Origin of the sequence: Sphaerospermopsis sp. LEGE 08334, assembly GCF_015207205.1 — a bacterium.
Taxonomy (GTDB): domain Bacteria; phylum Cyanobacteriota; class Cyanobacteriia; order Cyanobacteriales; family Nostocaceae; genus Sphaerospermopsis.
On sequence record NZ_JADEXH010000018.1, the window covers coordinates 63,412 to 89,728 of the forward strand.

Annotated in this window: 27 protein-coding genes and 2 pseudogenes; 15 read left to right on the forward strand and 14 right to left on the reverse strand. The window is 34.1% G+C overall.

Translation table 11 applies throughout. The annotated features are described in order from the left end of the window. Nucleotides 1-157 precede the first annotated feature (157 nt). The 5 genes from IQ237_RS12080 to metH form a co-directional block, all read right to left on the reverse strand. Nucleotides 158-391, reverse strand: coding sequence for a DUF4351 domain-containing protein (locus IQ237_RS12080; RefSeq protein ID WP_228020088.1), 234 nt, complete (start codon nt 389-391; stop codon nt 158-160). Between the two features lie 109 nt (nt 392-500). Further along, a complete protein-coding gene (locus tag IQ237_RS12085) occupies nt 501-734 on the reverse strand; it encodes a DUF4351 domain-containing protein (RefSeq protein WP_228020125.1) in 234 nt (77 codons plus the stop codon). Nucleotides 735-935: 201 nt separating this feature from the next. Next, on the reverse strand, nt 936-1,271 hold the full coding sequence (locus IQ237_RS12090; protein ID WP_194055424.1) for a XisI protein: 336 nt from the start codon (nt 1,269-1,271) through the stop codon (nt 936-938). After that, entirely contained in the window at nt 1,259-1,675 is a 417-nt protein-coding gene (locus tag IQ237_RS12095; RefSeq protein ID WP_194055427.1) for a XisH family protein, read from the reverse strand. The genes IQ237_RS12090 and IQ237_RS12095 overlap by 13 nt, the downstream gene beginning before the upstream one ends. A gap of 175 nt (nt 1,676-1,850) precedes the next feature. Beyond that, the gene (metH, locus tag IQ237_RS12100) at nt 1,851-5,372 is read right to left on the reverse strand and encodes a methionine synthase (protein WP_194055429.1); all 3,522 of its coding nucleotides are present in this window, start codon (nt 5,370-5,372) and stop codon (nt 1,851-1,853) included. 98 nt (nt 5,373-5,470) lie between these two features. Here metH and IQ237_RS12105 point away from each other — a divergent pair, with 98 nt between their 5' ends. Both IQ237_RS12105 and IQ237_RS12110 read left to right on the forward strand, forming a co-directional pair. After that, nucleotides 5,471-5,908, forward strand: a complete 438-nt coding sequence (locus IQ237_RS12105) for a type II toxin-antitoxin system Phd/YefM family antitoxin (protein ID WP_194055431.1) — start codon at nt 5,471-5,473, stop codon at nt 5,906-5,908. A 47-nt stretch (nt 5,909-5,955) separates the two neighbouring features. Beyond that, nucleotides 5,956-6,855 carry an N-acetylmuramoyl-L-alanine amidase gene (locus tag IQ237_RS12110; protein WP_194055433.1) on the forward strand — a complete coding sequence of 300 codons (900 nt, stop codon included), beginning with the start codon at nt 5,956-5,958 and terminating at the stop codon, nt 6,853-6,855. 16 nt (nt 6,856-6,871) lie between these two features. On the opposite strand, the gene IQ237_RS12115 is transcribed toward IQ237_RS12110, so the two are convergent. The 3 genes from IQ237_RS12115 to ribBA form a co-directional block, all read right to left on the reverse strand. After that, on the reverse strand, nt 6,872-7,540 hold the full coding sequence (locus IQ237_RS12115) for an RloB family protein (RefSeq protein ID WP_194055435.1): 669 nt from the start codon (nt 7,538-7,540) through the stop codon (nt 6,872-6,874). A 4-nt stretch (nt 7,541-7,544) separates the two neighbouring features. Continuing rightward, nucleotides 7,545-8,867 carry an ATP/GTP-binding protein gene (locus IQ237_RS12120; RefSeq protein ID WP_194055437.1) on the reverse strand — a complete coding sequence of 441 codons (1,323 nt, stop codon included), beginning with the start codon at nt 8,865-8,867 and terminating at the stop codon, nt 7,545-7,547. 216 nt (nt 8,868-9,083) lie between these two features. Next, nucleotides 9,084-10,757, reverse strand: coding sequence for a bifunctional 3,4-dihydroxy-2-butanone-4-phosphate synthase/GTP cyclohydrolase II (gene ribBA, locus IQ237_RS12125; RefSeq protein ID WP_194055439.1), 1,674 nt, complete (start codon nt 10,755-10,757; stop codon nt 9,084-9,086). A gap of 248 nt (nt 10,758-11,005) precedes the next feature. Here ribBA and IQ237_RS12130 point away from each other — a divergent pair, with 248 nt between their 5' ends. The 3 genes from IQ237_RS12130 to IQ237_RS12140 all read left to right on the forward strand — a co-directional run bounded on the left by IQ237_RS12130 (nt 11,006) and on the right by IQ237_RS12140 (nt 11,911). Next, nucleotides 11,006-11,149: a hypothetical protein gene (locus IQ237_RS12130; protein WP_194055440.1), complete on the forward strand. Its 144-nt coding sequence runs from the start codon at nt 11,006-11,008 to the stop codon at nt 11,147-11,149. A 95-nt stretch (nt 11,150-11,244) separates the two neighbouring features. Further along, nucleotides 11,245-11,517, forward strand: a complete 273-nt coding sequence (locus tag IQ237_RS12135; RefSeq protein WP_194055442.1) for an AbrB/MazE/SpoVT family DNA-binding domain-containing protein — start codon at nt 11,245-11,247, stop codon at nt 11,515-11,517. After that, a complete protein-coding gene (locus IQ237_RS12140; protein ID WP_194055444.1) occupies nt 11,510-11,911 on the forward strand; it encodes a PIN domain-containing protein in 402 nt (133 codons plus the stop codon). The genes IQ237_RS12135 and IQ237_RS12140 overlap by 8 nt, the downstream gene beginning before the upstream one ends. On the opposite strand, the gene IQ237_RS12145 is transcribed toward IQ237_RS12140, so the two are convergent. After that, nucleotides 11,908-12,276, reverse strand: a complete 369-nt coding sequence (locus tag IQ237_RS12145; protein WP_194055446.1) for a hypothetical protein — start codon at nt 12,274-12,276, stop codon at nt 11,908-11,910. The genes IQ237_RS12140 and IQ237_RS12145 overlap by 4 nt on opposite strands. Nucleotides 12,277-12,519: 243 nt before the next feature. Between IQ237_RS12145 and argC the strand changes: the two genes are divergently transcribed. The 3 genes from argC (at nt 12,520) to IQ237_RS12160 (ending at nt 14,363) form a co-directional block, all read left to right on the forward strand. Continuing rightward, nucleotides 12,520-13,578, forward strand: coding sequence for an N-acetyl-gamma-glutamyl-phosphate reductase (argC, locus tag IQ237_RS12150; protein ID WP_194055448.1), 1,059 nt, complete (start codon nt 12,520-12,522; stop codon nt 13,576-13,578). 136 nt (nt 13,579-13,714) lie between these two features. Then, a complete protein-coding gene (locus IQ237_RS12155) occupies nt 13,715-14,059 on the forward strand; it encodes a type II toxin-antitoxin system RelE/ParE family toxin (RefSeq protein WP_194055450.1) in 345 nt (114 codons plus the stop codon). Then, the gene (locus tag IQ237_RS12160; protein WP_194055452.1) at nt 14,031-14,363 is read left to right on the forward strand and encodes a transcriptional regulator; all 333 of its coding nucleotides are present in this window, start codon (nt 14,031-14,033) and stop codon (nt 14,361-14,363) included. The genes IQ237_RS12155 and IQ237_RS12160 overlap by 29 nt, the downstream gene beginning before the upstream one ends. A gap of 129 nt (nt 14,364-14,492) precedes the next feature. On the opposite strand, the gene eno (IQ237_RS12165) is transcribed toward IQ237_RS12160, so the two are convergent. Beyond that, on the reverse strand, nt 14,493-15,782 hold the full coding sequence (gene eno, locus IQ237_RS12165; protein ID WP_194055454.1) for a phosphopyruvate hydratase: 1,290 nt from the start codon (nt 15,780-15,782) through the stop codon (nt 14,493-14,495). A 329-nt stretch (nt 15,783-16,111) separates the two neighbouring features. Between eno (IQ237_RS12165) and IQ237_RS12170 the strand changes: the two genes are divergently transcribed. The 3 genes from IQ237_RS12170 (at nt 16,112) to IQ237_RS12180 (ending at nt 18,986) form a co-directional block, all read left to right on the forward strand. Next, a complete protein-coding gene (locus IQ237_RS12170; RefSeq protein WP_194055456.1) occupies nt 16,112-16,399 on the forward strand; it encodes a hypothetical protein in 288 nt (95 codons plus the stop codon). 269 nt (nt 16,400-16,668) lie between these two features. Beyond that, the gene (locus IQ237_RS12175) at nt 16,669-18,132 is read left to right on the forward strand and encodes an AAA family ATPase (protein WP_194055458.1); all 1,464 of its coding nucleotides are present in this window, start codon (nt 16,669-16,671) and stop codon (nt 18,130-18,132) included. 17 nt (nt 18,133-18,149) lie between these two features. Continuing rightward, a complete protein-coding gene (locus IQ237_RS12180) occupies nt 18,150-18,986 on the forward strand; it encodes a hypothetical protein (protein ID WP_194055460.1) in 837 nt (278 codons plus the stop codon). Between the two features lie 389 nt (nt 18,987-19,375). Here IQ237_RS12180 and IQ237_RS12185 read toward each other — a convergent pair whose 3' ends face one another. The 3 genes and pseudogenes from IQ237_RS12185 to eno (IQ237_RS12195) form a co-directional block, all read right to left on the reverse strand. Further along, nucleotides 19,376-19,711: a XisI protein gene (locus IQ237_RS12185; protein WP_194055462.1), complete on the reverse strand. Its 336-nt coding sequence runs from the start codon at nt 19,709-19,711 to the stop codon at nt 19,376-19,378. Then, nucleotides 19,699-20,118, reverse strand: coding sequence for a XisH family protein (locus IQ237_RS12190; RefSeq protein WP_194055464.1), 420 nt, complete (start codon nt 20,116-20,118; stop codon nt 19,699-19,701). The genes IQ237_RS12185 and IQ237_RS12190 overlap by 13 nt, the downstream gene beginning before the upstream one ends. Before the next feature lie 29 nt (nt 20,119-20,147). Beyond that, a pseudogene (eno, locus tag IQ237_RS12195) lies at nt 20,148-20,525 on the reverse strand (phosphopyruvate hydratase); the annotation flags it as partial. A gap of 736 nt (nt 20,526-21,261) precedes the next feature. Here eno (IQ237_RS12195) and IQ237_RS12200 point away from each other — a divergent pair. Further along, nucleotides 21,262-21,405, forward strand: a pseudogene (locus tag IQ237_RS12200) (DUF433 domain-containing protein); the annotation flags it as partial. Between the two features lie 42 nt (nt 21,406-21,447). Here IQ237_RS12200 and IQ237_RS12205 read toward each other — a convergent pair. Beyond that, nucleotides 21,448-21,732, reverse strand: coding sequence for a hypothetical protein (locus IQ237_RS12205; RefSeq protein ID WP_194055465.1), 285 nt, complete (start codon nt 21,730-21,732; stop codon nt 21,448-21,450). A 406-nt stretch (nt 21,733-22,138) separates the two neighbouring features. Between IQ237_RS12205 and IQ237_RS12210 the strand changes: the two genes are divergently transcribed. From IQ237_RS12210 to IQ237_RS12215, 3 genes are all read left to right on the forward strand, one after another. Further along, on the forward strand, nt 22,139-25,741 hold the full coding sequence (locus IQ237_RS12210) for an Eco57I restriction-modification methylase domain-containing protein (RefSeq protein WP_228020093.1): 3,603 nt from the start codon (nt 22,139-22,141) through the stop codon (nt 25,739-25,741). Further along, entirely contained in the window at nt 25,742-25,963 is a 222-nt protein-coding gene (locus IQ237_RS26275) for a hypothetical protein (protein ID WP_228020096.1), read from the forward strand. 126 nt (nt 25,964-26,089) lie between these two features. Then, nucleotides 26,090-26,275, forward strand: coding sequence for a hypothetical protein (locus IQ237_RS12215; protein ID WP_194055467.1), 186 nt, complete (start codon nt 26,090-26,092; stop codon nt 26,273-26,275). Nucleotides 26,276-26,317 lie beyond the last annotated feature (42 nt).

The window sequence follows — 26,317 nt, forward strand, 5'->3', positions numbered from 1 at the left end:
CATTAAATTACGACAAGTTATAAAATATGGAATATTGAACCACTCCAGGCACGGATAACAGAGAAAATTTATTGGTAAAACTGAATAAATCTGTGATGATGAAACAATTAAATTAAAAGTTGTCAGGTGGGTTAGGAGCGTAACCCACCATGAATATTTAACCCTCTGAAAAATTTTGATTATTTAACCAAATAACCAAATCATTAACACTGGTAAAATCCAACAAAGCTAAACCTAAATTTTCCAAATCTTCCATAGATAACTTATTGATTTTTACCTGTAATTCTTGATTAATTCCACCTAGACGACGTTCTAACTGACGCATTACCAGATTTAATTCTGATTCATAACGCACATCTTGATAATATCTGGTGTTTTTTAAATCACTCATAGTAAACATTCTTGCTATCTCCTGGGAATTAAGAAGGGGTAATTTATAGGAAGAAATAATATGATTTTGTTGTAGGGTGAGTTAGCTAAAACCTAACCCACCATTGATTTTAACCCTCTTGAGTATTTTGATTATTTAACCAAATAACCAAATCATTAACACTGGTAAAATCCAACAACGCTAAACCTAAATTTTCCACATCTTCCACAGATAACTTATTAATTTTTACCTGTAAATTTTGGTTAATTCCACCTATCCGACGTTCAAGTAGACGCATTACCAGATTTAACGCCTCTTCATAACGTACATCTTGATAATATCTGGTGTTCTTTAAATCACTCATAGTAAACATTCTTGCTAACTCCTGGGGACTAAGAAGGGGTAATTTATAGGAAACAATTGTCTGAATTAAATCTAGCAAATTTCTTTGCTGACGGGTATCAGGTAAATGAGTATATCAACCACAATGATATAATTTTGTTATGGGGTGGGGGAGCGATCGCCTACCCAATTATTACAGAATTTTTCATATATTTGAACCAAATTACGCCACACCATAACCAGTATAAGGGCGTTTATAGGGTGGTTGTAAACCCAGCACAATATCCTCTTTTGGTACTCCCATATTCTCCAATTCTTGAGCTAAATCTGCATCAGTCATATTTTGCTGAATCCAGATTTTACCATCTTTAATATCAAAATGAATGATACTGTGATAAACCCTTTTTAAACCATTCCACCCCACATACATTAACTGATAGTGATCATGGACAGTATCAAAAATCAATTCATTATCTATTTCTTCATAGTTAGGTTTAAATTGACCATGTTTATTAAGAATAGTTTGAACACATTGACGATACTTTTCTAAAGTTGCCATTTGACAATTACCTCCATAATCGGATCATATACTACTATTTTAACTTGATGACGTTGTACTGCAATACGCGCAAGGCGTGATTGAAAAAATGTTTCGTATACATCTACAGGAACAGCCAAGTATAGTAAACGTTCAGGTTCTTTTTCTTCAAGTGCAATTTGATAATTAAGAAACTGACCTAATGCTGTATGAAAATCACTCACTGGTGAGTTAGTAGCAAAACTTTTGATTTCTACAGCAATCTTTTCACCCGCTTTTTCTGCTGCTATTAACCTTTCTGCACCTAAATCAATTTTCAGTTTTACTTCCTCAAATTGAATTTCCAAAGGATCATTAGTAATAATCCAATCTTCCTTTTCTAGTGCATTTCTTACTGCTTCATGAAATAAATCTCTTGCTGACATTATTGGAAAATAGATTTTGACTTATATAAATAACTTACCACATTGTTATTCTTATCTTTCTTCCTTTGCGTCTTTGCGTGAGAATCAAAAACATAAACCACTACTTTTGACTTTTGACTTTTAACTTTTGACTTATAAACTCCCCCTCCATCCGAAAACGAAGGGGGACAAAAACCTAAGCAGTGAAATACTTAGCTACAGAATGATAAGCAATAATCGCCGTCGTAGACTGTTCAGGATATAACTGTTCACTTTCATCCATGTACATCTTAATCCTGTCAGTAACCAACAACTCCAACTGCTTAAACTGATCCTGAATATTCGGACAAGCAGGATAGCCAAAACTATACCGAGAACCTTGATAACGCTGCGCCAAAATATCCCGAATATTATCCGGTTCAGCATCACCAAAACCCAACTCCCGGCGGATTCTAGCGTGAGTCCATTCCGCCAAAGCTTCCGCAACCTGCACCGCCATACCATGAAAATACAGATAATCAGTGTATTGATTATCAGCAAATAACTTTTGTGCAAACTCCGTAGCCACTTCCCCCACAGTCACCGCTTGCATCGGGAAAACATCAATAATACCCGACTCCTTTGGTGCAAAGAAATCTGCAATGCAATATCTTCTTCCAGAACGCTGACGAGGAAACTCAAAACTAGCAATTTGTTGAGATTGATTTTCTACATTATATATATGTAGAGAATTTCCCTCAGACTGACAAGGAAAATACCCATAAATCACCTGTGGATGCAGCAACTTCTCCTCAATAATTCGCGCTTTCCAACTTTCTAACATCGGGTAAACCTTCTCACTTAAAAACTCTTGATATTCCTCCTTAGATTGTTCTTTCGGCTTGCGAAATTGCCATTGTCCAGCCACCAAAGCTTGCAAATCTAAATACCAGAATAATTCCTCCAAAGAAATATCATCAGGTTGTAATAACTGCGTTCCCCAAAAAGGAGGATTAGGGCGTTCAATATTCACATCAACAGCTTCAGAACGCCTTGTATCTATCTCCCTTGGTTCAGCAGCAACCTTCACAGATTTGGCAACTTTTTCTTTAACTTCATGGGTAGATTCTTCACTTCCTACCTCATCCAAAAACCCTTTTAAATCATCCCAATTACCCGCAGCTTTTGCTGGCATTAACTTATCCATAAAAGTCAAATCAGAAAAAGCATCCTTGCCATAAACAACCTTACCCTTATAGGTATTTTGGCAATCTTCATTTACAAACTTAGGAGTTAACGCCGCACCACCTAAAATTACCGGAACAGTAATTCCCTTTTCATTGAAAACCTGTAAATTCTCCTTCATGAAAGCGGTAGATTTTACTAACAAACCACTCATGGCAATACAATCAGGTTTATGATCTTCATAAGCCTGAATGATATTTTCAACTGGTTGTTTAATCCCCAAATTTATCACCTTATAACCATTGTTAGATAAGATGATATCAACCAAGTTTTTACCAATATCATGGACATCACCTTTAACAGTGGCAATCACAAAAGTTCCCTTAGCATTATTACCCGCTTCCGATTTTTCCATGAACGGTTCTAAATAAGCAACCGCCGCTTTCATGGTTTCTGCTGATTGTAATACAAAAGGTAGCTGCATTTGTCCAGAACCAAACAATTCACCCACAACTTTCATTCCATCTAAAAGAAAAGTATTGATGATTTCCAAAGGTGGATATTGTTCTAAAGCTGTAGCTAATTGTTTTTCTAAACCAATTCTTTCACCGTCAATAATATGACGTTTCAAACGTTCTTCAATTGGTAGACTTTCATCAACGCCTGTATTACGTTTGGTTTTGACTCCTGCAAAAATTGTTGTCAATTCTCCCAAAGGATCATAAACGCAAACATCACCATCAAATTTGCGTTCATCATAGATTAATTGCCGACAAACTTCTTGATGTTGGGGTTCAATTTTCGCCAAGGGTAAAATTTTACTCGCGCTAACAATTGCTGCATCCATACCAGCATTCATGGCTTCGTGTAAAAACATTGAGTTTAACACCATCCGCGCTGCTGGGTTTAAACCAAAGGATATATTAGATACACCCAAAATTACATGACAACCAGGTAATTCTTGACGAATGCGGCGAATTGACTCTATAGTTGCTTTTCCGTTTTCTCGGTCTTCTTCAATCCCTGTAGAAATTGGTAAAGCTAACGTATCAAAGAATATTTCTGTTGCAGGTATACCATATTCTACAGCTTGCCGGTAAGCACGCTGGGCAATTTGAAACTTCTTATCTGCTGTCCGTGCCATGCCATCTTCATCAATTGTACCAATGACGACACCAGCACCATACTGTTTCGCCAGTTCCAACACCTTTAAAAATCGCGGTTCGCCGTCTTCATAGTTGGTAGAATTGAGTAAACACTTACCTCCGGCAACTTTTAACCCCGCTTCCATTTTTTCCCATTCGGTGGAATCGAGCATTAAAGGTAAAGTAACATTATTAACAATGCGAGAAACTAACTCGTGCATATCACGCACGCCGTCACGTCCCACATAGTCAACGTTGACATCTAAAATGTGAGCGCCTTCTTTTACCTGACTTCTGGCCATGGACACCAAACCATCCCAGTCTTCAGCGTTCAGTAAGTCACGGCATTTTTTAGAACCACTAGCGTTAAGACGTTCACCGACGATCAAGAAAGAATTATCTTGATCATAATTTTGAGTGGTATAAATTGAAGCTGCCGCAGGTTCTAAACTTGGTTGTCTAAGTTTTGGTTTTAAGTCCTTGGCAATTTCCGCTAATTGTTGAATGTGTGCTGGTCGTGTCCCACAGCAACCCCCAATCACTTGGACACCCAAATCTTCAACAAAGTGCATCAACGCCATACGTAATTCTATTGGTGTGAGTTTGTAATGAGCTTGACCACCAACATTTTCCGGTAAACCGGCATTGGGAATACAGGAAACTACGAAGGGTGAATGTTCTGATAAATACTTGATGTGTGGTTTCATCAAGTCTGGACCAGTGGCGCAGTTTAAACCGAGAATATCAATAGGGTATGGTTCTAAAATGGTTAAAACGGCAGCAATTTCCGTACCTACCAACATTGTCCCCATGCTTTCCATTGTCACGGAAACCATTAACGGTTTTCTTTCGCCTTTTTTAGCAAAAGTTTCTTCAACTCCGTTTAATGCGGCTTTAATTTGCAGAACATCTTGGCAAGTTTCAACGATGAATAAATCCACACCACCATCAAGCAAAGCCTCTGCTTGTTCAGCAAAAGCAGCTTTCATGGTATCAAAATCAATATGTCCTAAAGTGGGAAGTTTGGTAGTCGGACCCATTGAACCGGCGACAAAGCGGGGTTTTTCCGGTGTGGAAAATTCCGCAGCCACACTTTTAGCTAGTTCTGCGGCTTTTTTACTGAGATAATAGGCTTGGTCTGCTAGGTCGTATTCTGCTAAAACTATGGATGTACCACCAAAGGTATCAGTTTCAATCACATCCGCACCCGCAGCGAGGAAGTCACGATGAACTTTAGCAACTGCTTCCGGTTTAGTATGTACCAGGTATTCATTACAACCTTCATACTGTGCGCCGCCGAAATCTTCAGCAGTGAGGTTTTGGGTTTGCAGGTTAGTTCCCATTGCACCATCAAAGACGATGACAGGAAGTTCTGGACTATGTAAGCGTTGGAGAAATAAATGTGTCATATTTTATGAAAGAAAATTGTGTGTAGTCTGATAAGATGCAACCTAATTTACTATTTTCCAAGATTTTGATGTTTTAGGCAGGGTTTACAGAAAAGAATATGTTAAAAAATCAAGAAGCAGGTTTTATCCGCTTACAAACAGATGTATTTAGGGTTAAATTATTGGCAACCATCAATGATGTAATGTTGGAGAAACAGCGCATCGTCTTGGTAAAAGGGGAGGAAGATGTGGCTGCTATTATTCCAGTTGATGAATTTGAACGTCTGGAATGGATCAGCTATGATATCAAATATGGACAATTTATGATAGATGAAGAATATAATTATGAGGATGAGTGTGGCATACCATGTATTAATATCAAGGAATTAGAATGGAATTTTGAGCAAATACTTGAGCGGGTAATATACAATAATGAATCCTTTGGGTTAACTTTTCCTACAGCTTCTTTTGAAGATGATATTGAGAATTTTCTCCCAGGGGCAATTTTGATGAATATTCATAAATTTTGGATTCCAGATTATTGGCTGATTAAGTGAAAGTTAAGTTTATTTTATTAAATTAGTTTATCAAATATTTATAATTTATGAGATTTAGAGACTGGGCGACTAGAGTAATACTAATTTTTCTGATGCTGGCAACTTTGATTTTAGCCCTTTTTATTGGTGGTGCAAGAAAACTGCAAAATAATACAATTACTTCAAATCCAGAACCTACACTGTGGCAACAATATCCACAAGCCTTATTGCAGTCAGAAAATACAATAGAGAAACAACAAACAAGTTCACCTAATTTACCAGATTTATCTAGGTCTTTTGTAGAAAGAAAGCCAAAAAATCAAGTTATTAGTAAATACATAACGACTGCTGCTTTTGCTGAATATAAACCTAATTTGGTTGCGGCTCAAGTACACCCCAGTAACTATGGTGAAAGATTTACTCATGATGTTAATGGTGTACCTGTCAATAATCAACCACTGATTGTTTTACATGAAACGACTAATTCTGCTTCTAGTGCAGTGAATTTTTTTCAAAATAATAATGTTGATGAAAATGTCCAAGCTAGTTATCATGCTTTAATTACTCTGGATGGGACTGTTATTTATTTAGTACCACCTGATAAAAGGGCTTTTGGTGCTGGTAATTCAGTTTTTAAAGCTGCTAATGGTGTGGAGGAAACTGTACAAACTAATCCAAATTTACCTGCTTCTGTAAATAATTTTGCTTATCATGTTTCTTTAGAAACTCCTCCTGATGGTTGGGGAAAAAGAAATATTCAAGGACATAGCGGTTATACTGAAGTTCAATATAATTCTTTAGCTTGGTTAATTGCTCAAAGTCAAGTTCCTGATGAGAGAATTACTACTCATCGTGATGTTGATATTGCTAATGGTAAGGTTGATCCTTTGAGTTTTGATTTTGAGAATTTTTTTAATAAGTTACATTCTTTTCGGGAGTTGAGGAGTTTTAATAATGCGAAAAGGTAAAAATTAAAAATTGATTTCATTTAAATTCTTTTTGATCTTGCAATTTCTGAACTAAAATATGCAATTTTGTGGATGGGTTTGTACACCCATCTTCATTAGGGTGTTTATTTTCTAATTTGATGGCATTATTGATTGCTGTTTCTTGATTGCGGCGCAATTTTTCATATAGTGATTTATCGCTTTTATCATAATTTTTACCCTGTTTGAGAATACCAGCTTTTCTCATTTCTGCTTCTAATTTGGGACATAATTCTTTATAACTACTAAATGGACTGGTAGTGTAGCAATAATGCAGTAAAAACCAAAATTCAAAACAGGGTATTGATGTAATAGCAGTAAAATTATATTTCTTTGCAGTGGTGAGAGCTTTTTTATATTTCTCTGGTTTATTATCATCATCAAATACACAAAAAACTTGATCAAATTTGATGGTATTACCTGTTTTGCTTTTTTCCTGATTTTCTTGATATAGCTTATAAGCTTCATTGACTACCATCAAAGGATCACCACCAGCAGAGGGAGCTATTTTAATTGTAGTTGTTAATGGTAATTTAAGTTCTCGTTTCAGAGAGTCAAAATAGTTATATTCAGTTTCTTCACCTTCAACTACAATTAACAAGTAATTTCTAGATTTGTGATTTGCTGAACGTCTTTTTAAATCATTGGTAGATGTTCCCCTTGGCATATTTTTATATCCTTAACCCATTAATAAAAGGAATAGCACCATAGCGACCTAATAAATAACCTTTTTGTAAGGATTCATCTTCACGAGGTCGAAAATCTAGTAATGGATATAGTTTGGTCATACTTTTATCTTTTTCGGTAAACCACACTTGATCAGGTCTGAATATTTCACTATCTAAAAGTGTAGTATCATGAGTTGTAAAGATTAATTGGGCATTATTTTTATTAATTTCTGGATCATTAAACATTTTCAGTAATGCTTTAGAAAGAACTGGATGAAGGCTTTTATCTAACTCATCTATTATTAATACTTCTCCATATTCTAATACGCATAATAAATATCCTGCTATATAGAATAAACGTTTGGTTCCCGCAGATTCATCATGTATTTCTAATTCTATTTCATTATTAGAATCATTCATTTTATGTATAGTTATCACTTTCATGGAGTGTAGTTCTAAAGTATTAGGATCCTTTATATCTTCAAATTCTCCGCTCAAAAGATTTTGAACCAACAATTTTATATTATCATTTATTGATTCACCTTTATTTATTAATTCACTTTCAAACCTTATATCTGAAATACCAATATCAGCTTCACTCAGCAAATTAACAATCTGCTCACGAAATTTCTCATCTTCTTCACACATTCTAATACTAAAATTAAATTCTCTAAGTTGAGGTTCTGTCAAAGAAATCACATTTATTTCATTTTCAAAAAAATAAAATACCTCTGTTAATTGAGGATGATTATTTTGTGCAGCATGAGATATAAATAAAGAATTAGAACGAACAAATCTTTGAATACGTTTTTTTTCCCCTTTTAATCCTTTACCAAAAGACCATTTATATCCTTCATCTGGTTGAAATTTCGGATTATCTGGCAGATATTCACGAGAAAACCAGTTTTGTTGAACTTCATTTGGATAAGCAATTAACCACTCTTCAAATACTCGTTCTCGATTTAAAGAAACTCCATATTCGTAACGAATATCATCACGAATAAAAATTACTTGAAAATTACTAGGCTTTTTTGCTGTTTCACTATTTAATCTAAATGGTTCAACAGGTAATTTATCACCAGTTTGCATTCTACTAGCTGATTTAATGACAAGATTTTTCAGTGTTTGTATGGCTTTGAGTAGATTACTTTTACCTGAAGCATTAGGACCATAAATAGCAGCACTTGTCACTAAGCGTAAATCATTACTATTGGGTATAGGAAAAGTATGACTATTTAGCATGGGTTCATCTTCAGAAGCCACCATACTCAATGTTTGCTTTTCCTGGATTGAACGATAATTTTCTACGCTAAATTCTACAAGCATGACTTTATGATTAATTCTTTATCTGCACTTTACCCACAAATTGTTATAAACAGGATAAATTATACACTTTATTACGGAATAATGTCTAGTTCATAGCAAATTGTTCAACAATCTACTTTTATTTGTGGGATTACTCAAGCATACAGAAATAATAAACAAAAATAAACCAATAGCTCTAGGGATGAAACCCGAGCTATTTGGAAGATCCAACAAATTTTATTTACTAAAACTATAAATCTGTTGTGTCTCCAAGCGATCGCCTAACGACGAAGGTTTAATTTCTGTCCCAAAAACCTGCCGATCTAACTGTACTTGTAAATTACTCAAAGGATCACTACCAGTAGAAATAAGAAATTCTAACTTATGCACATAGGGTAAATCTAGTAAATTATCCAAAATCTGCCCTATTGCTTGCAAGTAAGGATGTCCTTTTTGTTGATACCAATTAGCATCAGCAATATTTGCCTGATCAAATCCCAAATGTACAGTTAATGATGGTTGATCAAATAACGCAATTCCTAATGGTCGCGCTTCTTCTTGTAATAGTAAATGATTATCTTTTGCTAAATGACGTAATTTTTCTAAACGCTCATAACGTGTTGTCACCAATTCCGGTTCATCTTCCCAGTGTAATGCTACTGTCACCAGATAAGTTTGTAACAACATATGTCCCAATTTCTTAGCTTTTGTAGCTAGGTAACGGGAATTAAAATCATTAGATTCTATCAGCAAAGGAACACGATCTACAACTTCTAAACCATAACCCTTGACACCCGCAATTTTACGTGGATTATTAGTAATAAGGCGAATTTTCTTTACACCTAAATCCATGAGAATTTGCGCCCCCATGCCGTAATCTCGCAAATCTGCGGGAAACCCTAAACGCTCGTTTGCTTCTACCGTATCCAGTCCCATATCCTGCAAAGAATAGGCTTTTAGCTTGTTAATCAAACCTATACCCCTTCCTTCTTGACGCAGGTAAACAACGACACCTTGACCAGCATTTTCAATCATTTTTAATGCGGCTTTTAACTGCATTCGGCAATCACAGCGCAAAGACCCCAAAGCATCACCGGTTAAACATTCTGAGTGCATCCGCACCATTACAGGTTCATCACCGAAATTTGCCGGATCACCCTTGACAATTGCCACATGATCTGTATTATCCAAAGTGTGACGGTAGCCGTAAATATTAAATTGTCCAAACTGGGTAGGTAATTTAGTGACGATTTCTCGATAAATCAGGCGATCGTTTTGCAGACGATAACTAATTAAATCGGCAATACTGATAATTTTTAGTTTATGGACCTTGGCATATTCAACTAGCTGTTGTAATCTTGCCATTGAACCATCAGGATTTTGAATTTCACAAATCACCCCAGCCGGGTATAATCCAGCTAAACGGGCTAAGTCTACAGCCGCTTCTGTGTGTCCTGCACGTTTTAGCACACCCCCAGCTTTAGCCCGAATCGGGAAAATATGCCCAGGACGGCGCAAATCTTCGGGTTTTGTGGCAGGGTTGAGAGTTACCTGAATGGTACGCGCTCTATCTTCTGCTGAAATACCCGTACTGACTCCCAGATGAGGACCTGCATCAATGCTGACGGTAAAAGCGGTTTGGTTAGTGTCTGTGATGTTAGTAACCATTAATGGTAAGTCTAATTCATCCAGGCGATCGCCCGTCATCGCTAAACAGATCAAACCCCTAGCTTCCACCGCCATAAAATTAATCATATCCGGGGTGGCAAACTGAGCAGCACAAATCAGATCACCTTCATTTTCGCGGTTTTCGTCATCTACCACCACAATAGAACGACCGGCTTTAAGGTCAGCTAAAGCGGCATCAATAGGATCAAATTTAAAGGTTTGGTTAATATTGGACTGTGACACAGGAAATTCTAGCTACCAACGTAAATTTTTTTAACAATTTCTTATTTTAGATTGTAGCCTGTTTATCGAAACTAGAGATTCTGTATAATGATTTCTGTCTATTCAGCCTGACAATGGCAACCCTGTAAATAATATTACAAGTAATACAGATATTTAGAACAATCAAGCGAGTTTGTTTTTGTTTTGGTTTACAGCTATGATTTATTACATCAAAGTAATATAATAGAGCGTGAGTCGGGAAATAGAATATGACAGGATATAAAAAGTTTAGTAATCTTACTCAAGATTTATCGACAGAAAGAAAAGCCAAAATTGCTACTCAAACAGCTAAATTAAAACAAGAAATGGCATTAGTAGAATTACACCAATCTTTAAAAATATCTCAATTTTAAATATAGGATTTAAAAATATAGCGAAAGTTGAGATGTTTTAGCTTTTAGAGTTTTGCTAAAATGTAAATGGCTATGAAACAAGGGAATATCAAGATATGACACTTGCTAATTCATCAATTCTTCAACACTATACAGTTGATATTGAACCGGAAGGACGGTTAACTTTACCCCAAGAAATCCAAGAAATGCTTAATTTAGAATCTGGAGATAGACTAATTTTAACTCTTGAAGATAATGGAACACTGCAATTAATCAGTCTCAAACAACAAGTTAAAAAATTAAGAGGTTTATTAAAAGATAAATCACCTGATAGAAATTTGGTAGATGAACTTATTCAGGAACGCAGACAGGAGTATTTAAGTGAATAAATCTGTGTTAGATTCTTCTGCCTTTTTAGCTTATCTTAGAGACGAACCAGGAGCAGAAATTGTAGAAAATGCCTTGATTGATGGGTGTTATATCAGTATTATTAATTGGGTAGAGGTATTGTCAAAAATTGTTGATTTAGGAGAATCGCCAGAAGAAATTATTAAACGATTGAGAAATGAAGGATTATTAGAAAATAGTCTAGAAATTATGGCTTGTAACGAGGAAGATGCTATAAATATAGCTAAATTTCGGGCTTTGACCAAAAGTGCAGGATTATCATTAGGAGATCGTGCTTGTCTTGCTTTAGGTAAACGCTTGAATTTACCTGTGCTAACAGCAGATAAAGTCTGGACTAGCTTATCTCTGGGAATTACAATTAATTTGATTCGTTAAAGTTCATAATCATTTGACAAATACTTTTTAACATTTTCCGATTGATAATTTCGTTCACTACTGTTTCGGTAAATTGATGCAAAATCAAGAAACTCTAAAATTGCTTCTTCTTCAATCCACAGTTTTCCTCTGATATGCATAATCCAATTACATAAACTAGCATCATCAATAATTTGATCGAAGTCAACATCATAATTATGTTTTTTATGCCGCATTACATTTAAATTTGGTAAATAATCCCAGTATTCAAGATTAGCAAGAAACTCTTTAATATCATTGTCTACTTGTGCATTAAACTCTTCAAGAGTGTATATTCTAGGAGGTTTTTTTTCAGAGTTTTCTGATCTTTTTCCGCCAATTCTCATAATCTTCTCCTTGGTTACTGAATAACTAAAATACAGCTTACACCATACCGTGCTATCAAGCCATAAGGTCAGGGTGTTTTACCTCCTGCCTCCTGCCTCCTGCCTCCTGCCTTCTCCAAAAGACAATATTTGCTATACAATGCAGCGAAAGTTCAATAATAATTCAGTTATCACCAATTGGCTAACAACCTGATTGATGATAGCTATATTAGATTAACCAAAAGCGGATAAGGATTTCATAACATGGGTAATTTAAGGCGCGTACCAGTAGGCATTGTTGGCGCGTCAGGTTATGGCGGAGTGCAACTTGTCAGACTCCTGATGGATCATCCAGAAGTAGAAATAGTATATTTAGGTGGCGAAAGCAGCGCCGGGAAAACATTTACGGATCTTTATCCCCACTTGGGGAGTGTAGTTCAACTCAACATTGAAGCGGTAGATCCAGAAGTTATTGCCAGTAGATGTGAAGTAGTATTTCTATCTTTACCCAACGGTTTAGCCTGTGACATCGCTCCTAAACTTATAGAAAAAGGCTGTAAAGTATTAGATTTGAGTGCTGATTATCGTTTCAGTGACTTAAAAACTTATACAACTTGGTATGGAACAGAAAGAAGCGATCGCACCATTGCGGAAACAGCAGTTTATGGTTTACCAGAATTATACCGCGATCGCATTGCCGAAACAAATCTCATCGGTTGTCCTGGTTGTTATCCCACAGCCAGCTTACTCGCACTTGCCCCACTTCTCAAACAAGGTTTAATAGTTCCCGAAACAGCGATAATTGATGCTAAATCTGGGACATCTGGAGGAGGAAGACAAGGTAAAATTAACCTGTTGTTAGCGGAAGCAGATAACTCCCTAGCAGCGTATAACGTCGCCCGTCACCGTCATACCCCAGAAATTGAGCAAATTTGCAGTGATTTAGCCGGACATGAGGTTACAGTCCAATTTACACCTCATTTAATCCCAATGGTGAGGGGAATATTAGCCACCGTTTACGCCACCCTCAGAGATCCCGGTTTAGTACGTGATGATTTAATTACAATTTACACCGCTTTTTACCGTAATTCCCCTTGGGTAAAAATCTGTAATAGTGGCACATATCCCCAAACTAAATGGGCTTGTGGGAGTAACTCCTGTTATATAGGTATAGAAGTTGACCCCCGCACCCGGCGCGTGATCGTCATGTCAGCCATTGACAACTTGATCAAAGGACAAGCTGGCCAAGCCATACAATGTATGAACATTATGATGGGGTGGGATGAAACCTTGGGTTTACCCAAAGTTGGGTTTTATCCATAAGAAGGGAACAGGGAACAGAAGGGATAACCCAACATTTATCAAGTTTTGTTGGGTTTCACTTTGTACCGACTAATGTAATTTTAATTCAGAGTAATATCGTCTTATTCTTAAACTGTTAATCCACTATCATAAAATAATGGAAGCACAAGCCAGGGAGATTAAAAACTACCTGAAAATTGATGGCAAAAGTCCTTTTGAAGATTGGTATTATTCTCTACGAGATAGGAAAGCAAGACAAAAAATTCAATTAAGACTAGATCGCGTTAAACTAGGTAATCTGGGAGATTATCGTTCAGTAGGAGCAGGTGTATTTGAATTTAAAATTGATTATGGTCCAGGATATCGAGTTTATTTTGGACAGTTAGGAACAACAATTGTACTTCTTCTCTGTGGTGGAGATAAAAGCACCCAAGAACAAGATATTGCTAAAGCTAAGGAGTATTGGTTAGACTATGAAAAACGTGAAAATACCAACCAGTAGAAACTATCAGGAATTTCTCATTGAATCTCTGAAAAACTCTGAAGAAGCTGCAAGTTATCTAGAAATAGTTTTAGAAGCAGGAAGTGATGAACCATTACTACTGCAAAATGCCATATCTAATATAGTAGAAGCTTATGCTAAAATGAATCATATTTCTGATTCAACTAAACAGCAATATGAGAAACTTCAGAACATCCTTAAACAAAGCAATTGTGCCGAAATTTATGCTTTCCTAGAATTACTAAATACAATAGGTTTTCAAATTTCTATCACACCTAAATCAAATTCATCTTATCAGTCTTAAAATCTTCTTTAGTTGAGGCAGGGAACAGATAACAGGTAACAGGTAACAGGAGGCAGGAAGCAAAATTTAATATTCTTCCCCTGCTTCCCCTGCTTTCTTCACTGTCACCTGTAACCTGTAACCTGTAACCTATTTGGGTCCTAAACCAACTTTACCTGCATAGATAGCGCGATCGCCTAATTCATCTTCAATTCTCAGTAAGCGATTGTATTTAGCAACCCGTTCACTACGACAGAGAGAACCGGTTTTAATTTGTCCTGCGCGAGTAGCTACGGCTAAGTCTGCAATGGTTGTATCTTCCGTTTCCCCGGAACGATGGCTAATAACTGAGCGGAAACCGTTGCGAGTTGCTAAATCAATGGTTTCCAAAGTTTCAGTGAGAGAACCGATTTGATTTAACTTAATCAAAATCGAGTTACCGGCTTTTTGTTCGATGCCTTTTTGTAAGCGGGTGGCGTTAGTTACAAATAAATCATCACCAACTAACTGCACCTTAGAACCGACTTTCTGAGTTAATAACTGCCAGTTAGCCCAATCTTCCTCATGTAAACCATCTTCAATGGAAACAATGGGATATTGATCCACCAACTGCCCTAAATAATCAATAAACTCCACAGGGCTATGGGGTTTACCATCATAAACATATTGCCCATTTTTGTAGAACTCACTAGCAGCCACATCTAAAGCTAAAGCCACTTGTTCACCGGGTTTGTAACCAGCTTTTTCAATCGCTGCTACCAGCAATTCTAACGCCACTTGGTTAGATTCTAAATTAGGTGCAAAACCACCTTCATCACCCACACCAGTGAGCAAACCCTTACCATCCAAAACTTTGCTGAGAGTTGCAAAAACTTCCGCACCCCAACGCAAAGCTTCTTTAAAAGAAGGCGCACCGATGGGAACAATCATAAACTCTTGAAAGTCTACATTATTGGCAGCGTGCGCTCCACCGTTGATCACGTTCATCAAAGGTACAGGAAGCAAGTTTGCTAAAGGTCCACCCAAGTAGCGATACAGGGGAATATCTAATGCTGCTGCACCTGCTTTAGCTGCTGCTAAGGAAATTCCTAAAATAGCATTCGCGCCTAAATTAGCTTTGTTAGGAGAACCATCTGTAGCAATCATGGTTCTGTCTAACAGTTCTTGGTTGAGGGCATCCAACCCTAATAATTTCGGTGCTAATATCTCATTGGCATTTTTTACCGCCTTGAGGACTCCTTTACCACCATAACGACTTTTATCGTCATCCCGCAGTTCGTGAGCTTCAAATGTACCTGTAGAAGCACCGCTAGGAACTTGCGCTAATCCCATCGCACCCCCAGCTAGATGTACTTCTGCTTCTAGGGTAGGTCTACCCCGTGAGTCGAGGATTTCGCGGGCTACAATAGCTTCAATGGCGGTGTCTAGATATTTGGTCATTCCTGCTTTCTCCTTGTGTTTGATGGTTAAGACTTTCCAGTTTAGTCCTAAACCAATCGTTAGTTTATGCGTTTTTAACGGAAAATTGGGTGAGATTAAAGAAGATTTCCGAGTTTGAGTTAACTCAAAGGAAAGATTAATTTTTTTTAAGCCTTTAACCGTATAGTTGCCCAAGAAGACAGACAGTTGTATATTATATGAATGTAAAAAATAGTATAAATACTTTCAGTAATAATGCTTGAACGCTGACAATATCCATAGTCAAGTTAATGTTACAGCAAATCTTAGTTGCTAGTAAGCATAAAAACGCAATTACCATAGAATAGCCTATGACTGAAAATGATGAACAGGAATTTAATAAACTACTAGCAAAACCTGATAGTGAGTTGATTAAGGACATTCTTGAATACAATCAAATTTCATCTCTTGTATTATCTGGAGTGCTAACCGTAAACCCAGGTAGTCGTTATGGATATTTTAAATCTGTTCTTGATCATAACGGACGAGAAATAAAATATCCTAATGGTAATGATCTTGATAATGTATTTATTTACGATCCTTATGAATTAGAAAAAGGTGAACGGTATTATTTTGAGTGTGAACTAGAAAAAACATAAATGAAAGGATAAAAAGGAACAATCCTTATTTATTAAAAACTACTGTTGATAGAGTTCAACAGGGAGAAAAATTAAATAGTCTTGTCAAAGCCATAGAGGAAAAGAATTATGAAATTAACGAACTAAATGAGACAATTAAATATTGCGAGGAAACAATCTCTCAAAAAATTACCGAAATTTCAAAAAATGAGACTTTCATATCGGAACTGAGTGAAAAAATAGAGTCAAATAAAATACAACTTGACCAAATAATAAATCAAAAAACGGAAATGGAAAACACCATAAAAATTCTTCAGCAAAAGATTAATATTTGCCTAAACTTAGAATTTTTGAGCGAGGATGAGGAAAGACAGTATATTTCACTATCCAGAGAAAAATACGTCATTCCTAGTAATTATTTAAGTTTTGACAACGAATTAGAAAGTAATTTTGCACAATTAGCAGATCATTTACATCAATACTTATTTCATCAAAAAAATCTGATTTATACAAGATTTCAGATCAGAAATTTTTTGACCCTATTAAGAACAAATGATTTAATTGTTTTGAGTGGTTTGTCAGGTTCGGGTAAAACCCAAATTGTCAAAGCATTTGCGGAAGCATTGGGTGGTGTTGCCAAGATTATACCTGTTAAACCTAATTGGACAAGTTCAGATGATTTGCTGGGATATTATAACCCTATTCAGATGTCTTTTCTGCCTACACCTTTCACAGAAGCAATAGTAGAGGCTATTCACAATCCAGATCAATTATATCTCATTTGCCTGGATGAGATGAATTTAGCAAGAGTTGAATATTACTTTGCAGATTTTCTTTCAAAATTAGAAGAACGCAGTAGTCAACCAGAAATTGAATTATATGCCAAACATGAAGAAGAACTATTCATATCAGAATTTAAGACTTTATTAAACCTGCTTGAAAACAGTGCTAAGGATATTAAAATAAAATCTTGGCAGGACTTTTTAAATAATGATGAGGCAAGAACGCGCTTTTTAGAAATTTTTGGTAACAATGAAAAAGAATCTCTTTTGCAATTACACACCAAAACAAAAAGACGTTTAATGGATATTTTGAAATTTCCATCTACTATCAAGATACCGAATAATGTCAGGTTTATTGGTGCTATTAATGTTGATGAAACCACAAATTACTTTTCACCTAAGATATTAGATCGTGTACATATTGTAAAGTTTGAAAATCCATTACTTTATGAAAAAAAGGTAAAAACATTTTTTGACAATTCGGAATATGATCTGAAGTTAGAACCAGTTTATGTGAACCCAGTTGTTTTTTCCCAAAGGGAAGAATACCCTAAAATGGATGATTCCTACATTAGTAGGAATTTAAAAGAAATAAATGAAAAATTTCTATTACCTTTAAATATTGACTTTGGTGTTAGGTCTATTCGTCAATCACTGAACTATGCTAAATTTAATCAGCAGGTTTATGAAAATTACGGTAATAATGATAAAATTTCCCTAAATATTATCATTATTCAAAAAGTCCTACCTCGCTTTTCCTTTGATAGTAGCCAAATTTCCCAAAATGGTAGTAGTAAATTAGAGGTATTAGAACTTCTCGGTTCTCATCTTAAAACCCTGTTTGAAAATTATTACCATAAAACAGACGGTAGTGAAGAAATAGGTAAAGTCTCACATGATTTTCTATCAGAAATGATAAAAAACACCAAAAATAACCCTCAAATTGACTCTGAAATTAACTTTTTTGCATAATATAAAGGAAAGACATGATGAAAGATTTTGAAGTCTTAATGATTTCTATTGAATGGGAGTCACGCGACAAATATTTAAGTATCACCAAAAGCGCAAGGCCATTGAAACCAACAATAAAACCTGGCAATATAAATACATATGAATATGATATTGTTCTCTATACTCAAGAGGATGGTAAGTATTTTCAATTTTGTGTAAAAACACCGCATACACCATTGTTAAAAGGTAGTGATGGAAAATATCATAATTCTCTTTTTAATTTGAAAGATGATTTATGGATAATTAAAGGAGAAGAATGGGAGATAGGACAAAGGGGAATTGGATATCATCCTTGTCCTTCTATAAATACAATTGGTAAGATTGAAATAGGTATTTTTCAAGATTTAGACAAATTAACAGATACTATTATTATTGATGTAAACAGTAATATTCAGGATTTTAACTTTGAACAACTTAAAAATGATTTTGAAGGTGAATTATGGAATTTAATAACCTCTAAAAAATCACCCATAACTTCTAGTAGATTGGAGTTAAAATATTATGATAAAATATTCCGTTATTCAGAAAGTAAATCAATTATTTATTTTTTAAAAGCTTATGATGCAATTGAAAAAACTCCTAAATCTGAATTATTAACCTCAAAAGGTATTGCCAAAATAGAGAAAGTAAAACCTATCGCTGAAACTTACAGAAAATTAGTAAGTATTGGTGGTAGTGCTAGGGTTTTACCTTCAAAAACATTTATTGAAAATTACGATATTTATGAAAATCGCTATTTGTGCTTGATGTTAAATAGCATATATAAAATTGCACAAGTATGGATATATTACGCACAAACCAAATTTTACAGATAACCTAAAAAAATTAATTGGAATGGCTTTTGAGTATCTTTTAGAAAGTAATAAAAATGCAAACAATGGAAATACAAGAGATCCAAAACCTACTAATGATTTATTTTGTTTGAATTGTGGTAGTACCAGCGTAAATCTTCACCCAAAACAAAGTGCAAAAAAATACACAGCAGACTGTAGAACTTGTGGACATCAAACACACATAAACTATTGTTGGAATTGTTCAACTAAACTATTTAAACATGGCTATTATTGGGACTATCATAAAACATCTGTTTGGAGTAGCTTTGATATTCATTGTCCCAATTGCGGTATGGCATTTGCAGATAAACCGTGAAATTTGCAGATAAACAGATTTTTGACATCTGACGCATCCTAGTAAGTGCTGTGTTTTAAGCCACAGAAAAATCTGTAAACTGCCGATATTCAGGACGAATAAACCCTAAAATAATATCATCCTTTTCTACTCCTAACTCCCATAATTCCCCAGTTATTCCCCTTTCTGTACCATCCCATTCAATGCAGATTTTACCATCAATAATTCGCAAATGAAACACCACTGCATGAACCCTACCTGTTTTATCCCAACCTGTATCCATTAACAAATAATTATCAGATTCTTGATCACAAATACACAAAGCCTCAATTTGACCATGACTAGGTTTATATTGTGCGTGTTTTTTCACAATACTAACTATAATTTCTCTGTATTTATTTAACTTATCCATTGTAAAATTACCTCCTGAATTGGATCAAAAATGATGTAATTAATCTGCTGTTGATCACTTAAAATATCTTGAATAGCTGGTTTGAGAAAAAAGTCTTTATAAGCAGCTTCAGGAATTGCTAAATATAATTTATGTTCTGGATTAATCCTTTTTATTAAACTAACATAAATATTATATTGTCCTAATGTTTTTTCTAATTCTGAAATTAAAGAAGGACTGTTAAAAACCTTGATTTCAATTACTATCTTTTGCTGCATCTTTTGGGCTGCAAATAACTTTTCTGCTCCCAAATCAGCGTATAAACGCAAACCTTTATATTCTAATATAAATGGATCATCAGTAATTGTCCATCCATCTTTATTGAGGGCATTTTTAACTTGATTATGAAATAAATCGTACTGTGGCATTACTAAATCAAAAATATTAACTTTAGCTTACCTGCTTTAGCTGCTGCTAAGGAAATTCCTAAAATAGCATTCGCGCCTAAATTAGCTTTGTTAGGAGAACCATCTGTAGCAATCATTGTTCTATCTAACAACTCTTGGTTGAGGGCATCCAACCCTAATAATTTTGGTGCTAATATCTCATTGGCATTTTTTACCGCCTTGAGGACTCCTTTACCACCATAACGGCTTTTATCGTCATCCCGCAGTTCGTGAGCTTCAAATGTACCTGTAGAAGCACCGCTAGGAACTTGCGCTAATCCCACTGCACCCCCAGCTAGATGTACTTCTGCTTCTAGGGTAGGTCTACCCCGTGAGTCGAGGATTTCACGGGCTACAATGGCTTCAATGGCGGTGTCTAATTTTGTCATTCCTGCTTTCTCCTTGTGTTTGATGGTTAAGACTTTCCAGTTTAGTCCTAAACCAATCGTTAGTTTATGCGTTTTTAACGGAAAATTGGCTGAGATTAAAGAAGATTTCCATTGATGCGGGAGTTTGATGTGTAAGGTTGATTTTTGGTAAGTATGCAAATATTAGTAATCAGCTTTTATCTATAATAAGACTCAGTTAATAATAAGGATGCAGATTTCTGTCAATTTATATAAGTGTTAATAATGTTAACTCTCTATTTCTGGAAAAAATAAAATAATCTTATTGTTTCGCAAGAAATTGATTGAAAATACATAACTATCAAAAATCTTGCCTTTATATTTTCTTAATATTTAATTGAGAATTATTTTTATTTACTAACGGTATTGCAATATTTTCAGCCTTCTGGTATGATTTAAGAGAATTTGTAATTTGCCTTATTGTGCCTATTTTAAAGACAGGGTTTTAAGCAGCAGATTGAAAGCCCTTACTGGTAAGAATTTCAGAACACACGAAAATAAAAACCTGCAAAAAAGCCAGTGATTTATCAAAAATCCCTGGCATGAGATTCAACTATTTTGATGCTGTTATTTGCAGGTTAGGAATTAGGGGGATTGACAAAGAAGATGGAATATGGTATGTGAGTAGCGTTAGGAAGATGAAGGTTTAAATGCGATCGCTACATCTGCTATATGGATATTTTTAGATATAATATATTAAAAAATAAACTGATAATTTATGACAGCAGTAATTACTAATCATATTGAAATAACGCCAGGTATATGTGGTGGTAAACCTCGTATTGCTGGACATCGAATTAAAGTACAAAATATCGTCATTTGGTATGAACGGATGAGAATGTCACCAGATGAAATCGTCTATCATTAATAGCAGTTTCAGTCCAAACTATCTCTGACATTAGTTCTATTGTTTAATTATTAAACTATTTGCCCATTGCTGGACTTGTTCATGTTTGACTCCTGAAGCTGTACGCAGGTAGGTTTCTAAGGCAGATTTGCTTTGTTCAATCATGTCTTTTTCACTAAGAGGCTGAAAATTTAATTCTGTATCTATCTGACCATACTCAAGCGATTCTGTTACTGAAATTTGTTCTTCTTTAGCTAATTCTGTGGCTAAAAATTGAATGGCTTTGATTTTTTCTTGATGAGATAATTTTTGCAGTGAGGGTAAAATTTCTGTTAATGTCATAGAAATTAGGGGTAAAGCTATTTATATTATACTGTTATCTCAGTCTGTTTTCTATAGATACGGAAAAACGTTAGCGTTAGCTAACCGCAGGTATCGCTCTTTTCTTGTGAAGGTGGCTAAAGGGCGATCGCTATCAGAAACTAGAAGTCAGAAGATAAAACACTTTGGGGCAATATTTACTTTTTGTTACATACTTCATTTTTTCGCGCTTTTCTAATTATTTGTGGGTATTGATGGTATAATATAATTAAAAATTAATCATTCAAGTCTTGTGGAACGGGCATCCTACCTGTTAAACTTATACAAATTAGATATACAATAGATAAATTTAGAGAAACTTAATTTAATCAATTTTCTTGTGAACTTGTTAGGTAACAATATTAGCTAAAAGGTAGATTTAACTAAAATGAACAACACAAACTTTCATAAAATCCATAAAATTCAACCAAGAGAATCATTAAATAAAGCATTTCTCAAAGTTAAACCTAACAGAACTGAAATTGAGAATTTTAAAAAGAATCTACAATCATTAATTGATAAGATCAATGAATCTGAATCAGAAGAGTTTCATAAAAATCTGATTGGGGACTTTTTCAAGAACACATATTATAGTACCAATCATAGCGCAAATCATTTTATTAACACTAAAAATAGAAATGACTTAGTTATTCATAATGGTAAAGATGCTAAAAGTACAGTAGGTGTAATTTTAGAATTTAAAAAACCAACAAATAAAAGCGAAATGCTCAAAGTTGATAATTTAAACACCAAAGCATTTCAAGAATTAGTTTTATATTTTCTGCGGGAACGTTTGACAGCTAAAAATTTAGAAATCAAATATTTAATAGCGACTAATATTTATGAATGGTTCATTTTTGATGCTAATATATTTGAGAAAGCATTTATAGAAAATAAAACCCTAGTTCAGCAATTTACAGATTTTGAAGCTGGAAGATTAAGCAATAAAAAAACAGACTTCTTTTATAAAGAGATTGCTAAACCTGCAATTGATGAAATTAGCGATAAAATTACCTTTACACATTTTGATATTCGAGAATATCAGCAATATTTACAAGAATATTCACAACCTGGAGAAAATGCTAATGATGTTAAATTAATTCCACTATTTAAGTTATTTTCACCAGAACATTTATTAAAATTACCCTTTGCAAATGATAGCAACACCCTAGACAAAGGATTTTATAGCGAACTATTACATATTATCGGGTTAACGGAAATTAAGGAAGGTAGTAAAAAACTGATTCAAAGGAAAAAAGAAACTGAAAGAAATGTCGGTTCATTAATAGAAAATGCCATTATTCAACTCGATAGTTTAGATAAAATTTCTCGGTTAGAGAAACCAGAACAATTTGGAGAAACTTACCAAGAACAACTTTTCAATCTTGGTTTAGAATTAGCAATTACTTGGATCAATAGAATCCTCTTTTTGAAATTACTAGAAGCGCAATTAATTAAATATCATAAAAATGATTTATCCTTTGGATTTTTGAATTTACAGAAAGTCAGAAATTATGATGATCTGAATAGTCTTTTCTTCAGCGTATTAGCTCGTAAACATAACGAAAGAAATCAAACCGTACAAAAAAGCTTTTCTCATGTTCCTTATTTGAATAGTTCACTATTTGAACCGACGGATATTGAACAAGTAACGATTTTTATTAATAATCTCAGAAATGAGAATCTGGAAATTTTCTCCTCTACTATTTTAAAAGATAGCAACGGAAAAAAACGCACTGGTGAAATTAATGCTTTAGAATATCTCTTTGAATTTCTCAATGCTTATGATTTTAGTAGTGAAACCGGGGAAGAAATTCAGGAAGAGAATAAAAGATTAATTAATGCTGCTGTACTGGGTTTAATCTTTGAGAAAATTAACGGTTATAAAGATGGTTCTTTCTTTACTCCTGGTTTCATTACTATGTATATGTGTCGAGAAACCATTAGAAAAGCAGTGATCCAGAAATTTAATGATCTTAAAGGTTGGAAATGTGAAAATATTCATGATTTGTATGACAAAATAGAAGATAAAAAAGAAGCTAACACTATTATCAATAGTTTAAAACTCTGTGATCCTGCTGTGGGTTCTGGACATTTTTTAGTTTCTGCTTTGAATGAAATTATTGCGATTAAAAGCGAACTGAAAATTTTACTTGATAGGGAAGGTAAAAGATTAAAGGAATATGATATTGAAGTTGTCAACGATGAGTTAGTTATTACTGATGAAGATGGGTTATTATTTGAATATACTCCTAAAAGTAAGGAAAGTCAGCGAGTACAAGAAACGCTGTTTCATGAAAAACAGACGATTATTGAAAATTGTTTATTTGGTGTGGATATTAACCCCAATTCTGTAAAAATATGTCGGTTGCGGTTATGGATTGAACTTTTAAAAAATGCTTATTATAAAACCTCTCCCCTAACCCCTCTCCTACGAGGAGAGGGGAATGTAGGAGAATTAGAAACTTTACCGAATATTGATATTAATATCAAATGTGGTAATTCTTTAATTAGTCGTTTTGCGTTAGATGCTGATTTGCGTGTTGCTTTAAATAGAAGTAATTGCAGTATTGAAACTTATAGAAATGCTGTACAAACTTACCGCAATGCTGAAAATAAGGAACAAAAGCGGGAAATGACAAGGTTAATTAATGATATTAAAGGTAATTTAAAGACAACATTGGGATTAAGTGATCCTAATAAGACTAAGTTAAGAAAGTTACAGGGTGAAGTTGAGAATTTAGAAACTCAAACTTCTTTGTTTGAGGAAACTAAAGCTGAGAAAAAAGCGCGGGAGCAAAAGATTGCTAAGTTAAATAATGAGATTGATAAGTTACGAGTTGAAATTGAAGATATAGAAAGTGGGAAGGTTTATGATAATGCTTTTGAGTGGAGGTTTGAGTTTCCCGAAGTTTTGAATAATGATGGTGTTTTTGTTGGTTTTGATGTCGTTATTGGTAATCCTCCTTATTTTTCCCTATCTAAAATTAAAGATAAATATCAAACTTCTTATTTTGAAAACAAATATCAAACTTATACAAAAGGTTCAGATATTTATTGCTTGTTTTATGAACAAGGAAATTGTATTTTAAGGAAACAAGGATTTTTAAGTTATATTACTTCTAATTCTTGGTTAAAGACGATTTATGGTGATGCTTTGAAAAGATATTTTATTGATAATATGCACCCCAATATTTTATTAAATATTGAAGATACCCAGATTTTTGAAGAAGCAACCGTAGAATCAAATATTATAATTCTCAAAAAAGATCAACTAAATGAATGTTTTAATGTAGCTAGTTTAATGAGTAATTATATATTTGGTTCTTCTTTAGATGAATATTTTATTAATAACTGTTTTGAATTTAAAATACCTAATACATCAGAATGGATTATAGGAAACGAAAAAGTTGGAAAATTGAAACAAAGAATAGAACAAATCGGTAAAAAATTAAAAGATTTTAAGATCACCATTAATTTTGGGATTAAAACAGGATATAATGCAGCTTTTATTATCAACGAAGAAACTAAAAATAAATTAATTTCTGAAAATGAAAAATCATCAGAAATAATTAAACCAATTTTAAGAGGTAGAGATTTAAAAAAATATACTTATGAGTTTTCTGGATTCTACTTAATTAATACACACAATGGAATTAGAAAAAAGAATATTGAGAGAATTAAAGCTGAAGAAAATTATCCATCTATTTATAATTATTTAAGTTCTTTTATTCCTGATATTGAACAACGACAAGACAAAGGTAAACATTGGACAAATTTAAGAAATTGTGCTTATTTAGAAGATTTTGAAAAACCTAAAATAGTTTGGGGTGAAATATCTGATCAACCTAAATTTGCTTTTGATGATGGTAACTATTATGCTGAAGCTACTACTTTTTTGATGACTGGTGAAAAGCTGAAATATTTATTAGCAATTTTAAATTCCCAACTATCAGCATGGTATTTTAACCAAATTTCAACTACCACATGAATGGGTACAAATAGATGGAAAAAATATAAAATTGAAATGTTACCCATTAAAGAACCTACAGAAATTGAAGAATTATCACTAGAAAACCTGGTTGATCAAATCCTCAATGCTAAAAAATTAGATCCGAATGCAGATACAACTGCATTAGAAAGAGAAATTGATCAAATGGTTTATCAACTTTATGAATTAACACCAGAAGAGATTAAAATAATAGAAGGATAAATTATGATCTAAATTTAGATAACAGAAGATGGAAAAAGCGGAAATATTGATTTATAAAATCTAGGGGTTTACAAGATACATTTTATGAGTTATAATTTTATGGATAGCACTTTCTTGAAATGAACAATGGAAAAAGTTGTTACTAAAGTTAATCAAAAACAACAAAAAAGCGATTTTTATTATTGGCAGAAGCAATCATATCAAAAACGTTTAGAAGCACTAGAACAAATTCGTCGGGAATATCACCAATACCAGTATCAGTACGATGTTGAACCAAGATTTCAAAGAATTTATACAATTATTAAACGATAATCAAGTAAAGTATTTAGTAATTGGTGGTTATAAGCCATCTGT

What these genes read in the sequence shown, in the direction of transcription:
- IQ237_RS12080 (WP_228020088.1), bottom strand. Translation starts at nt 391, where the DNA reads ATGAGTGATTTAAAAAACACCAGATATTATCAAGATGTGCGTTATGAA.
- IQ237_RS12085 (WP_228020125.1), bottom strand. Translation starts at nt 734, where the DNA reads ATGAGTGATTTAAAGAACACCAGATATTATCAAGATGTACGTTATGAA.
- IQ237_RS12090 (WP_194055424.1), bottom strand. Translation starts at nt 1,271, where the DNA reads ATGGCAACTTTAGAAAAGTATCGTCAATGTGTTCAAACTATTCTTAAT.
- IQ237_RS12095 (WP_194055427.1), bottom strand. Translation starts at nt 1,675, where the DNA reads ATGTCAGCAAGAGATTTATTTCATGAAGCAGTAAGAAATGCACTAGAA.
- metH (WP_194055429.1), bottom strand. Translation starts at nt 5,372, where the DNA reads ATGACACATTTATTTCTCCAACGCTTACATAGTCCAGAACTTCCTGTC.
- IQ237_RS12105 (WP_194055431.1), top strand. Translation starts at nt 5,471, where the DNA reads ATGTTAAAAAATCAAGAAGCAGGTTTTATCCGCTTACAAACAGATGTA.
- IQ237_RS12110 (WP_194055433.1), top strand. Translation starts at nt 5,956, where the DNA reads ATGAGATTTAGAGACTGGGCGACTAGAGTAATACTAATTTTTCTGATG.
- IQ237_RS12115 (WP_194055435.1), bottom strand. Translation starts at nt 7,540, where the DNA reads ATGCCAAGGGGAACATCTACCAATGATTTAAAAAGACGTTCAGCAAAT.
- IQ237_RS12120 (WP_194055437.1), bottom strand. Translation starts at nt 8,867, where the DNA reads ATGCTTGTAGAATTTAGCGTAGAAAATTATCGTTCAATCCAGGAAAAG.
- IQ237_RS12130 (WP_194055440.1), top strand. Translation starts at nt 11,006, where the DNA reads ATGACAGGATATAAAAAGTTTAGTAATCTTACTCAAGATTTATCGACA.
- IQ237_RS12135 (WP_194055442.1), top strand. Translation starts at nt 11,245, where the DNA reads ATGACACTTGCTAATTCATCAATTCTTCAACACTATACAGTTGATATT.
- IQ237_RS12145 (WP_194055446.1), bottom strand. Translation starts at nt 12,276, where the DNA reads ATGAGAATTGGCGGAAAAAGATCAGAAAACTCTGAAAAAAAACCTCCT.
- argC (WP_194055448.1), top strand. Translation starts at nt 12,520, where the DNA reads ATGGGTAATTTAAGGCGCGTACCAGTAGGCATTGTTGGCGCGTCAGGT.
- IQ237_RS12155 (WP_194055450.1), top strand. Translation starts at nt 13,715, where the DNA reads ATGGAAGCACAAGCCAGGGAGATTAAAAACTACCTGAAAATTGATGGC.
- IQ237_RS12160 (WP_194055452.1), top strand. Translation starts at nt 14,031, where the DNA reads ATGAAAAACGTGAAAATACCAACCAGTAGAAACTATCAGGAATTTCTC.
- eno (WP_194055454.1), bottom strand. Translation starts at nt 15,782, where the DNA reads ATGACCAAATATCTAGACACCGCCATTGAAGCTATTGTAGCCCGCGAA.
- IQ237_RS12170 (WP_194055456.1), top strand. Translation starts at nt 16,112, where the DNA reads ATGACTGAAAATGATGAACAGGAATTTAATAAACTACTAGCAAAACCT.
- IQ237_RS12175 (WP_194055458.1), top strand. Translation starts at nt 16,669, where the DNA reads ATGGAAAACACCATAAAAATTCTTCAGCAAAAGATTAATATTTGCCTA.
- IQ237_RS12180 (WP_194055460.1), top strand. Translation starts at nt 18,150, where the DNA reads ATGAAAGATTTTGAAGTCTTAATGATTTCTATTGAATGGGAGTCACGC.
- IQ237_RS12185 (WP_194055462.1), bottom strand. Translation starts at nt 19,711, where the DNA reads ATGGATAAGTTAAATAAATACAGAGAAATTATAGTTAGTATTGTGAAA.
- IQ237_RS12190 (WP_194055464.1), bottom strand. Translation starts at nt 20,118, where the DNA reads ATGCCACAGTACGATTTATTTCATAATCAAGTTAAAAATGCCCTCAAT.
- IQ237_RS12205 (WP_194055465.1), bottom strand. Translation starts at nt 21,732, where the DNA reads ATGACATTAACAGAAATTTTACCCTCACTGCAAAAATTATCTCATCAA.
- IQ237_RS12210 (WP_228020093.1), top strand. Translation starts at nt 22,139, where the DNA reads ATGAACAACACAAACTTTCATAAAATCCATAAAATTCAACCAAGAGAA.
- IQ237_RS26275 (WP_228020096.1), top strand. Translation starts at nt 25,742, where the DNA reads ATGGGTACAAATAGATGGAAAAAATATAAAATTGAAATGTTACCCATT.
- IQ237_RS12215 (WP_194055467.1), top strand. Translation starts at nt 26,090, where the DNA reads ATGGAAAAAGTTGTTACTAAAGTTAATCAAAAACAACAAAAAAGCGAT.